This window comes from Chitinophaga japonensis (assembly GCF_007830125.1).
Taxonomy (GTDB): domain Bacteria; phylum Bacteroidota; class Bacteroidia; order Chitinophagales; family Chitinophagaceae; genus Chitinophaga; species Chitinophaga japonensis.
In genome coordinates this window covers 1,186,582-1,197,568 of the sequence record NZ_VLLG01000002.1, presented here as the reverse complement: position 1 = coordinate 1,197,568, position 10,987 = coordinate 1,186,582, and the positions used below count along the sequence as shown (strand labels likewise).

Sequence of the window (10,987 nt, the reverse complement as noted above, 5' to 3'; positions counted from 1 at the left end):
AATGGATGGAAAGATGGCACACACCGCTGATATAAATGAAATATTATACCAGGTTAAACAATTGGATAAGGAAGATCAGCTTAGCCTGTTAGAAAAAATAGTGTCGCTTCTTAAGAAAGAAGAAGCGCAGGCGCAACATCCTGTTACCATTTCTTCCCTTGCCGGGTTAGGTGCAGAAATCTGGAGAAATATTGACATTGACCAATATCTGGAAAATGAAAGGCAATGGTGATCCCCAACTTTGATGGTAAAAGGGTTTACCTTGACACGGCCCCACTTATTTATTTTATTGAAAAACAATCCCCTCATCATGCTCAGTTAACCCAATTTATTTACAGCTAATGACAATGGACGTTTTATTTTTATTACTTCTACTACAACACTGCTGGAGGTATTAGTGCTGCCATTAAAACAAGGCTTAACGGCCCTGGTAAATCAATACAGGAATATTTTGACGAATGCCCAAGGAATAGAAATTTATGAAATCAATAATAACATTGCATTAACGGCAGTAAGGTTAAGAGCCTCTTATAATCTTAGAACGCCAGACGCCTTGCAATTATCAACAGCCCTTGAGAGAGATGCAGACTTTTTTCTGACAAATGAGATATAAGACTTAAGGCAGTTGATGAAATAGAGGTAGTAACGTTAGCCGAATTATAATAAAGCCATAGTTGGAATACCTACGCCATTACTTTAATCAACAACGCCGGCAGTCCAAAAGAAACCCCCATGCCATAAAGCAGGTCCAGCCAGAAGAAAGAGCCAAGCGCGCCCAGGTAAATAATGCCTACCACTGGCACCGTAATGACCTTTAACCAGAGCGGTGTATCTGCTCCGCGTATAAGGCTGTTCCACATCGTTTGCGCATCACCGGTACTTGGAAAGGCGTGCATGCCGATGGATACGGCCAGGTACAACAGCAGGTAATCAATAAAGGAACCGGTACCGAACTTGAACACGGGAATAGCCGCGGGGAAGGCAATAATGGCCGCCAGTACCGAATTGATAATAAAGGGCCCTATTCCTATCCACAACTGGTGCACCGGGTTGCGCACCGGCTCGTGCAGCACATAGCCGGCGGGATTACCAAACTGGAAATATTTTACCTCGAATATAGCTACGCCAAAGAGGCGGCAGAAAAGCTGGTGGGCAAATTCATGCACCACTACCCCGGGAAAGGTGACGGCGGAAATAACAATGCCTGGTACGAACATAATTGATCGGTTAGTCTCTGTAAGTAATTTTACCTTGTATAATATCCAATGTAGCGGCCAGTCCGCTGGTATCAGCGCTTTGTTTGAGTGTAGCCAGTAGTTGGTCCCGCTCTTTTTGCCGGTGATTAAAATGGCAGACCAGTATGAGCGCAGCCAGCACCTGCGGATCATCGGGCGCTAGGGCGTAAATGGCCTGCGCCCTTTGCAGCGCCTGCTGATCCTGTTTTTGTTTAAGCAGTATTTTGATCAGGGAGATGTTGCCTGCAACGGATTCACTGTTGCGCCGCAGCAGTTTGTTGCATATGCCTGTGGCCTCATCATACTTTTTCTGCTCCCGGTAGGAGGCAGCCAGCAGGCTGTATACCGGGTGAAAGTCGGGAGCATTCTTCAGTAAGGTTTCACAGACCTTGTCTGTATTAGCATAATCTGCTTCCGAGTAGTAGGCATTTGCCAATAAAAAAGACGCCAGCACATCTTTGGGGTGTGCCTGTGTATATTCCAGCAGTGCCGCTTTGGCAGCAGCAGGCGTGGCACCCAGGCTGTCGTATAGGACCGCAAAGGTGCTGTCCTCGAAAAAGTAATAGTTGCGGGCCGACAATACATCGTTCACCTGGCTGATCAGTTCTTCATTGTCTTTTGATGAGACACCAGCCCAGTGCTCCAGGGCGCTGTCTGCAGCCAGCAGGCGGTCATTATAAAAGGCGGCCAGCATAAAGTGTGCGCTGCCTGCCAGGTATTCCGGGTAGAGCTGCAGTGTTTTCCGCAGCTCCTTTTCTGCGCTCATGTACTTATGCTGTTTCTCCAGCTTTACCGCCCGCTCGTAACTGAGCTCTGCGGAAAAAGAGCTGGGAAACTTGTACAGCGATACGATTACCAGGATACCCACACCGATAGCGGCCCACACCACGCTTTTCTTAACAGGGTAGCGACTAAGCTCCTGCCTGCATTCCCGGCAAAGCTTCGCCTGGTAGCCTTCTTCATATTGGGGACTGCTGCATTTGATACAGGCATTTTCCCCGTTGGGAACAGGGGATGTTTCATTTACTTCCATAGGTTGGGATAAGGATCACAAATGCCGCTAATATATAAAGGAAGCGGGGTGATATTATCCCACAAACATTTCATTTTCTGCAATCCACCTTTCCGTTTCTGCATGGTGCTACCGGCGCCCGCCCCTGCTTTCTAAGATACAGTCCAGCTTTATTGATTTGTATATCAATCAGTTATCTGGCTATCGCTCTTTTTCCCACCCATCTGGCACTCCAATCGCTTGCTACCGGCCGTAACAAACACAAGTCATCATGCTCACCATTTTATTACTACTCGCAGGCCTGGCCTGCTTCATTTTGTTCTTCAGATCAATAGACTATTTCGAAAGGATATAAAAACAACAAACTATGACCGCATTATTCATCCTGGCAATCCTGGTTTTCGGCTACATGACCTATGTGCTGCTGAAACCTGAAAAATTCTGATAAACAGCAAAGCTATTTTTAAAATGACAGCAGAGATTTTAGGCGTGATCGTTACCTATGGGCTCGCTCTACTGCTGGCCTGGCCCCTGGGGAAATACATCGCCAAAGTATTTAAAGGAGAAAAGACCTGGTCGGATTTTATGGCGCCGCTGGAACGCCTGCTCTACAAACTGGCCGGCATTCACCCGCGGGAGCAGATGAACTGGAAACAGCACCTGAAAGCATTGCTCACCATCAACCTGGTATGGTTTGTATACGCCTTTTTTGCGCTGGTATTCCAGGGCCGCCTGCCGCTGAATCCTGACGGTAATCCCGGCCAAACGCCGGACCTGGCTTTTAACACCGCTATCAGCTTTGTGGTGAACTGTAACCTGCAGCACTACTCCGGCGAAAGCGGCCTCACTTATTTCACGCAATTGTTCGTAGTGGCCTTCCTGCAATTTGTAAGCGCCGCCACCGGTATTGCCGCGCTGGTAGTACTGTTGAGGGCCCTGAAGGAAAAGACCACTACCCAACTGGGCAATTTCTGGGAGTTCTTTGTAAAAAGCATCACCCGTATTTTATTGCCGCTGTCTTTCGTGTTGGCAGTAATATTGGCTTTCAACGGCACTCCCGCCAGCTATGCTGGTAAAGATACCATCGAAACCCTGCAGGGAGATACGGTGAGCGTGTCCCGCGGTCCTGCTGCCGGCATGATCGCCATCAAACAGTTGGGCACCAACGGCGGCGGGTACTTTGGCGTGAACTCCGCCCACCCGCTGGAAAACCCCAGCTACCTGACCAATATGCTGGAAACCATTTCCATTATCCTGATACCCATTGCGCTGATATTCGCATTAGGCTATTTCATTAACAGGAAAAAGCTGGCCAATATGATATTCGGTGTGATGACCGTGCTGTTCATCACGTTCTGCAGCATTAATATTTATTATGAAGCAAAAGGCAACCCCGCCATAACAAAACTGGGTATTGCACAGCACATTGGCAGCATGGAGGGCAAGGAAATAAGACTGGGCTCCGCCGCTACCGCACTCTGGAGCATTGCCACCACTTCCACCTCCAATGGCTCTGTAAACGGTATGCACGACAGCCTGACGCCAATTTCCGGCGGCATAGCCATCCTGGATATGATGATCAATGCGCTGTATGGCGGTGTGGGGGTAGGCCTGCTGAATTTCTACATTTTTATCATCATCGCGGTCTTTATTTCCGGGCTGATGGTAGGGCGCACGCCGGAGTTCATGGGGCATAAGCTGGAGGCCAGGGAGGTGAAGATCGCGGCACTGATCACTTTGTTGTCGCCTTTCCTGATACTGGCCGGTACGGCCTTGTCCGCCTATATGGTGGTGCACCATCCAGGCGCGGATTGGGCCGTGCAGCCGGCTGCCTGGCTCAATAATCCCGGTTATCATGGCTTTTCCGAAATGCTGTATGAATATACTTCCGCCAATGCCAATAACGGTTCCGGGTTTGAAGGGCTGGGAGATAACAATATCTTCTGGAACGTTACCACCGGCTTTGTACTGATACTGGGCCGCTTCCTGCCCATCATCGGGCCGCTGGCTATTGCCGGGCTGCTGGCCGGTAAAAAGTACATCCCGCCATCTGCCGGTACCCTGCGCACAGACTCCGCCACTTTTGGCGTAATGATATTGGCCGTGATCATTATTATCAATGCGCTGGCCTATTTCCCGGCGCTGGCTTTGGGACCGGTCGCGGAATTTTTCTCACTCCGTTAAGGGCCCTTTAAAAGACAAATATTAACAGATGAAACGAAATAAGAACAATCAACTTTTTCCCGCGGAATTGGTAAAGGAGAGCCTGCAGCAATCCTTTGTGAAGCTCAATCCCCGGCTGATGATCAAAAACCCGGTGATGTTTACCGTGGAGCTGGGCACAGCCGTGATGCTGATCGTCACCCTGTATGCTATGATCACCGGCCGCACAGACCAGGGCAGCGGGATGTACAACCTGGTCGTGTTCCTGGTGCTGCTGCTGACCGTACTGTTCGCCAATTTTGCCGAAGCTATTGCCGAAGCCCGTGGTAAAGCCCAGGCGGAAAGCCTGCGGAAAACGCGGGAGGAAACGCCTGCCAGGCTGGTGCAGGTGATGGGCGAAATATTTACCAATGAAGTAAAGATCATATCCTCTTCCCGCCTGCGTAAAGGAGATGTATTCCTTTGCGAGCCGGGCGATATTATTCCCGCAGATGGCGAGATCATTGAAGGCCTGGCCAGCATAGACGAATCGGCCATTACCGGCGAAAGCGCGCCGGTGATACGCGAGGCCGGCGGCGATAAATCCAGCGTAGTGGGCGGCACCAAAGTGCTGAGCGACCGTATTAAAGTGCGGGTGAGCACGGAGCCGGGTGAGTCTTTCCTGGACAAGATGATCGCGCTGGTGGAAGGCGCCAGCCGCCAGAAAACGCCGAATGAAATAGCGCTCACCATCCTGCTGGCCAGCTTTACGCTGATATTTATTATTGTGTGCGTAACGCTGAAGCCTTTTGCAGATTATGCGCAAACGCCCATTACCATTGCGGCCTTCATCTCTTTGTTTGTATGCCTGATACCCACCACTATCGGCGGCCTTTTATCCGCTATCGGTATTGCCGGCATGGACCGCGCGCTGCGCGCCAACGTGATCACCAAATCCGGCAAAGCAGTAGAAACGGCGGGCGATGTGGATGTGCTGTTGCTGGACAAAACCGGCACCATCACCATCGGCAACCGTAAGGCCACGAACTTTTACGCCACCAATGGTGTCAGCAAAGAAGCGTTCATCCGGCTTTGCGCGCTCAGCTCTTTATCAGATGATACCCCTGAGGGTAAATCCATCGTAGAGCTGGCGGGCCGGGAAGTAACGGAAGGCTTGTCCGTGGAAGGCGCCACCCTGGTGAAATTTACCGCGGAAACCCGCAGCAGCGGCATCAACCTGCCCGATGGCACCCGCATACGTAAAGGCGCTTACGACGCTATCCGTAACCTGGCGCAAAAGGCGGGGCATGATTTCCCGGCAGAGACGCTGGCCCGGGTAGAAGCCATTTCAAAGGACGGTGGCACCCCCCTGGTAGTGGCGCTGAATAACGAAGTGCAGGGCGTAATAGCGTTACAGGACATTATTAAACCCGGCATACAGGAACGGTTTGAGCGCCTGCGCAAAATGGGCGTGAAGACCGTCATGGTCACCGGCGATAATCCCTTAACCGCCAGATACATTGCCGGCAAAGCCGGCGTGGACGACTTCATAGCAGAGGCCAAACCGGAGGATAAAATGACCTACATCAAAAAGGAACAGACCGAAGGCCGCCTGGTAGCCATGATGGGCGACGGCACCAACGATGCCCCGGCATTGGCCCAGGCGGATGTGGGCGTAGCCATGAACAGCGGTACGCAGGCTGCCAAGGAAGCCGGTAATATGGTAGACCTGGACAACGATCCCACCAAGCTGATCGAGATCGTGGAGATAGGTAAGCAACTGCTGATGACACGCGGCACGCTCACCACCTTTTCCATTGCCAATGATGTGGCGAAGTATTTTGCCATTGTACCGGCTTTGTTCATTGCTTCCATCCCTGCCCTGCAGGGCATCAACATTATGCACCTGCACAGTCCGGAATCCGCTATCCTCAGCGCGGTGATATTCAACGCCATCATTATTCCGCTGCTGATACCGCTGGCTTTGCGGGGCGTGGCCTATAAGCCTGTGGGGGCCAGCGCGCTGCTGCGGCGCAACCTTTTGATCTACGGTGCGGGCGGCATCATAGTGCCGTTTATAGGCATCAAGCTGATAGACCTGGCAGTAAGCCTGTTTTTCTAACCAATTCATATAAGACAAATGAAACGATATATTTTTCCTGCTATAAGATTGACCATCGTACTGATCGTGCTGCTGGCCGGCGTTTATCCCCTGCTCATCGCAGCGGTGGCAAAGCTGGCCCCCGGCAAGGGAGATGGTATAACGGTAACGCATCATGGAAAAGTAGTGGGCTATGCCAATGTGGGGCAAACGTTCACGGAAGATAAATATTTCTGGTCCCGCCCCTCTGCGGTGGACTATAATGCCGGCGGCTCCGGCGGTTCCAACAAAGGGCCTGCCAACCCGGCGTACCTGGCAGTGGTACAGGCCAGGATAGACACTTTCCTGGCGCATAATCCCGGTGTACAAAAAGCAGACATACCTGCAGAGCTGGTGACGGCTTCCGGCAGCGGCCTGGACCCGGACCTGTCGCCTGCTGCTGCGGAGATACAAATACCCCGCATTGCCCGGGAGCGGCGCCTTCCTGAAAGCCGTATCCGGGAACTGGTGAAGCAATACACCAATGGGCCGCTGCTGGGATTCCTGGGCCCCTCAAAAGTGAATGTACTGCAACTGAATATCGCATTGGATGATCTTAAATAACACCTGCTCAACAAATGAAACGGATCTTTTTGATAGCATTATGCTCCATGACCATGCACCTGTATGCACAGGACAGCACTGAAACCGTAAAGGGGAAAATCACCATTTCCGGTTATGCGGAAGCCTATTACAGTTATGACTTTAACAACCCGGCCGATCATTTGAAGCCCGGGTTTATGTACACCTACAACCGGCACAATGAGCTGAACCTGAACCTGGGGTATATCAAAGCCAATTATAACGCAGACCGCGTGCGGGCCAATATCGCCATGATGGCCGGCACCTATGCGCAGTATAATTTGGCCGCGGAGCCGGACCTGCTGCAACACGTATACGAGGCCAATGTGGGCGTGCGTATTGGTAAAGATCTTTGGGTAGATGCGGGTATCCTGCCCTCCCATATAGGTTTTGAAAGCGCAGTGGGTAAGGATTGCTATACGCTGACCCGCAGTATGCCGGCGGATAACTCGCCGTACTATGAAGCCGGCGTTAAGATCACCTGGAGCCCGGATGAAAAATGGACGCTGGCCGCCCTGTACCTGAACGGCTGGCAGCGCATACAGCGGGTGGACGGTAATCAAACCCCGGCCTTTGGTACGCAGGTTACCTTTCATCCCGGTGATAAAGTAACGCTCAACTACAGCACTTTTATCGGCAATGACAAGCCGGACAGCCTGCGGCGGATGCGGTACTTTAATAACCTTTATGGTATCTTTACTATAACGGATCAATTCAGCGTGATAGCGGGTTTTGATTATGGTCTGGAGCAAAGGGAGAAAGGCGGCAGCGACATGAACCAGTGGTACAGCCCTGTTGTAATAGCGCGTTATGCATTTACGGATAAACTGGCGCTGGCCGGCCGCATAGAGCATTATAACGACAAGCATGGCGTGATCATTAGCACCGGTACCGGGAATGGGTTCCAGACCACCGGCTACTCCCTGAACCTGGATGTAACGCCGGTTTCCAATGTACTGTTCAGGATAGAAGGCAAGTGGCTTAACAGTAACAACACCGCCGTCACCACATCACTGGCCTTCTGGTTTTAATGATCCTGCCATGAGAGACAAAGCACATACGGTGGAACATTTCCTGCACCTGGCCGGCCAATCGTCGGGGAGGGGCAAGCTCAAGATCTACATCGGTATGAGCGCCGGCGTAGGCAAGACCTACCGCATGCTGCAGGAGGCGCATAACATGCTGCGCAACGGGGTGAACATACAGGTAGGCTATGTAGAAACGCATGGCCGTGCGGAAACACAGGCCCTGGTAGACGGGCTGCCCGCCATCCCCCGCAAGCAGGTGTTTTACAAGGGCAAGATGCTGGAGGAAATGGACCTGGACAGCATCCTGCTGCTGAACCCGGACTGGGTGGTAGTGGATGAGCTGGCCCACTCCAACATGCCCGGTTCCCGAAACGAAAAGCGCTGGCAGGACGTGGCAGAGATACTGCGTGCGGGCATTAACGTGATTTCCGCGGTGAATATCCAGCACATAGAAAGCATTAACCAGGAGGTGAAAAAGATCACCGGCATAGAAGTGCAGGAGCGTATCCCGGACAATGTGCTGCAGATGGCGGATGAAGTGGTGAATATAGACCTGACGGCGGATGAGCTGATCACCCGCCTGAAAGAAGGTAAAATATATGATAAATCAAAAGTAGAAACGGCGCTGAAAAACTTCTTCCAGGCGGAAAAGATCCTGCAGTTGCGGGAGCTGGCCCTGAAGGAAGTGACCTCGCAGGTGGAGCGCAAAGTGGAAATAGCGGTGCCCCGCAGCCAGCAGATGCGGCATGAGCGCTTCCTGGCCTGTATCTCTACGAATGACGCAGTAGCGCGCAAGGTGATCCGTAAAACCGCCCGCCTGGCCTCGTACTATCATGGGGACTGGTATGTGCTGTATGTGCAGGCCCCCCGGGAAAATGCCACGCGAATTAACCTGGCCACCCAGCGGCACCTGATCAATAACCTGAAGCTGGCTGCTGAACTGGGCGCAGAAGTGATACAGGTCCGCAACGCGCAGGTGGCGCAGGCCATTATTGATACCGCTATGGAGAAGCAGGTAACCACGGTGTGCATCGGCAAGCCGCACCTTAGCCTGTTCCGTATTATTTTACGCACCAGCCTGTTCAACCAGCTATTAAAAACCTTATCTTCCAATGATATAGACCTGATCATTTTATCATGAGGCTGAAGACCAAAATAACGCTGGGGGTGTTGTTCCTGTATGCCATGCTGCTGCTGGTGAGCGTGTTGGGCTACTACTATCTCACCAACCTCAATGCAAAGGCGCGCATTATCCTGGAAGATAACTATGAAACGCTGGAATATGGCAAGAACATGCTGATGGCGCTGGATGCCCTGTCGCTGGACCGCCGCAGCGCACTGCAACGGTTTGAGCAGCAACTGAAAAAGCAGGAGGACAACGTGACGGAAACGGGAGAAGCCGCCGCCACCGGGCACTTGCGTACCGCTTTTGAACAACTGAAGCGGGATACCCTGCCGCCGGGGAAAACCATACAGTCCATACGGCAAAGCATATATGTAATTATGGACCTGAACATGCAGGCCATAGCAGGCAAGCACGAAAAAGTGAAGGCAACGGCCAACAAGGCCCTGCTGTACATTGCCATTATCAGCGGGGTTTGCTTTTTACTGGGATTTACTTTTGTATATAATTTCCCCGGGTACATTGCCAATCCCATTCATGAGCTGACAGAAGGCATCAAAGGCATTGCAGAGAAAAAATACAGCCAGCGCCTGCATTTTAAAAGCGGCGACGAGTTCGGGGAGCTGGCTACCGCCTTTAATACAATGGCGCAGCAACTGGATGAATACGAGCACAGCAACCTGGCCCGCATTATGTTTGAAAAGCAGCGGGCAGAGGCCGTGATCAGCAGCCTGCGGGACGCCACCATCGGGTTTGACAACAAGCACACCATCCTCTTTGCCAATACGCCCGCCCTGCAGTTGCTGAACATGCCGGAAACGGAGTTGGTAGGACGGCCAGCCCAGGAGGCCGCGCAGCATAACGACCTGCTGGGCTTCCTGGTAAACCGGCAGGACAATGCGCCGCTGAAGATTGTGGTGGAAGGCAAAGAATGCTTCTTTACCAAAGAGCAGGTAGACATTCATCATGAGCAGGAGCGGATAGGATATGTGATCATCCTGAAGAATATTACTTCCTTCCGGGAGCAGGACCTGGCCAAAACGCATTTCATTGCCACGGTATCGCATGAGCTGAAAACGCCGCTGGCCTCGTCGGACCTGAGCCTTAAGCTGCTGGAGGACGACCGCACCGGGCATTTGACGGCGGAACAACAGGAACTGGTAGACAGCATTAAACAGGATAACCAGCGCATGATCAGGATTGTGAGCGAGCTGCTGAACCTTTCCCAGGTGGAAAGCGGCAACATACAACTGCAGCCCCGTCCTGTACCGCCGCTGCAGGTAGTGCAGTATGCGCTGGACACGGTAAAGCAACAGGCCGCACAGCAGCAGGTGACCATACAGACCGATGTGCCGGAACAATTGCCCCGTATACAGGCCGACGTGGAGAAAACCGCCTGGGTGCTGGTAAACCTGCTCACCAATGCCATCCGCTATTCTCCCCGGGGTTCGGTGATCATGTTAACGGTGGCGCAGCAGGATGAGCACTTGCTCAGTTTCAGCGTGCAGGACAGGGGCAGGGGCATTCCGCCGGCATTCCGCGAAAAGATATTTGAACGTTTTTACCAGGTGCCCGGCACACATCACCAGAAAAGCACCGGCCTGGGGCTGGCCATTGCCCGTGAGTTCATTGAAGCGCAGGGTGGCGTTATTGGCTTGGAAAGCGAGGAAGGGAAAGGCAGCCTGTTTTATTTCCGGTTGCCGGTGAGTAATTAATAATTAAGAA

At 52.1% G+C, this 10,987-nt stretch carries 11 protein-coding genes; 9 read left to right on the top strand and 2 right to left on the bottom strand.

The window, feature by feature from the left end:
• Window position 1 precedes the first annotated feature (1 nt).
• Entirely contained in the window at window positions 2-232 is a 231-nt protein-coding gene (locus LX66_RS04700) for a hypothetical protein (protein WP_145710726.1), read from the top strand.
• A 126-nt stretch (window positions 233-358) separates the two neighbouring features.
• Window positions 359-613, top strand: a complete 255-nt coding sequence (locus LX66_RS28605) for a type II toxin-antitoxin system VapC family toxin (RefSeq protein WP_407643568.1) — start codon at window positions 359-361, stop codon at window positions 611-613.
• A 70-nt stretch (window positions 614-683) separates the two neighbouring features.
• Here the strand turns inward: LX66_RS28605 and LX66_RS04690 are convergent, their stop codons facing one another.
• Together LX66_RS04690 and LX66_RS04685 are read right to left on the bottom strand one after the other, a co-directional pair.
• Complete coding sequence (locus tag LX66_RS04690) at window positions 684-1,217, bottom strand: metalloprotease family protein (RefSeq protein ID WP_211365997.1); 534 nt, start codon at window positions 1,215-1,217, stop codon at window positions 684-686.
• A 10-nt stretch (window positions 1,218-1,227) separates the two neighbouring features.
• The gene (locus tag LX66_RS04685) at window positions 1,228-2,268 is read right to left on the bottom strand and encodes a tetratricopeptide repeat protein (RefSeq protein ID WP_145710725.1); all 1,041 of its coding nucleotides are present in this window, start codon (window positions 2,266-2,268) and stop codon (window positions 1,228-1,230) included.
• A 346-nt stretch (window positions 2,269-2,614) separates the two neighbouring features.
• Here LX66_RS04685 and LX66_RS28600 point away from each other — a divergent pair, with 346 nt between their 5' ends.
• From LX66_RS28600 to LX66_RS04650, 7 genes are read left to right on the top strand one after another with little or no spacing between them, the layout of a single operon-like run.
• Complete coding sequence (locus tag LX66_RS28600) at window positions 2,615-2,692, top strand: potassium-transporting ATPase subunit F (RefSeq protein WP_145712027.1); 78 nt, start codon at window positions 2,615-2,617, stop codon at window positions 2,690-2,692.
• A gap of 23 nt (window positions 2,693-2,715) precedes the next feature.
• The gene (gene kdpA / locus LX66_RS04675) at window positions 2,716-4,431 is read left to right on the top strand and encodes a potassium-transporting ATPase subunit KdpA (protein WP_145710724.1); all 1,716 of its coding nucleotides are present in this window, start codon (window positions 2,716-2,718) and stop codon (window positions 4,429-4,431) included.
• A gap of 28 nt (window positions 4,432-4,459) precedes the next feature.
• On the top strand, window positions 4,460-6,511 hold the full coding sequence (gene kdpB / locus LX66_RS04670) for a potassium-transporting ATPase subunit KdpB (protein ID WP_145710723.1): 2,052 nt from the start codon (window positions 4,460-4,462) through the stop codon (window positions 6,509-6,511).
• 18 nt (window positions 6,512-6,529) lie between these two features.
• Entirely contained in the window at window positions 6,530-7,093 is a 564-nt protein-coding gene (locus LX66_RS04665) for a K(+)-transporting ATPase subunit C (protein WP_145710722.1), read from the top strand.
• Between the two features lie 14 nt (window positions 7,094-7,107).
• Window positions 7,108-8,142, top strand: a complete 1,035-nt coding sequence (locus LX66_RS04660; RefSeq protein WP_145710721.1) for a porin — start codon at window positions 7,108-7,110, stop codon at window positions 8,140-8,142.
• Between the two features lie 10 nt (window positions 8,143-8,152).
• A complete protein-coding gene (locus LX66_RS04655) occupies window positions 8,153-9,280 on the top strand; it encodes a universal stress protein (protein ID WP_145710720.1) in 1,128 nt (375 codons plus the stop codon).
• Window positions 9,277-10,977, top strand: coding sequence for a sensor histidine kinase (locus LX66_RS04650; protein ID WP_145710719.1), 1,701 nt, complete (start codon window positions 9,277-9,279; stop codon window positions 10,975-10,977). Before LX66_RS04655 ends, LX66_RS04650 begins: the two co-directional genes overlap by 4 nt.
• The last annotated feature ends 10 nt before the right edge of the window (window positions 10,978-10,987 follow it).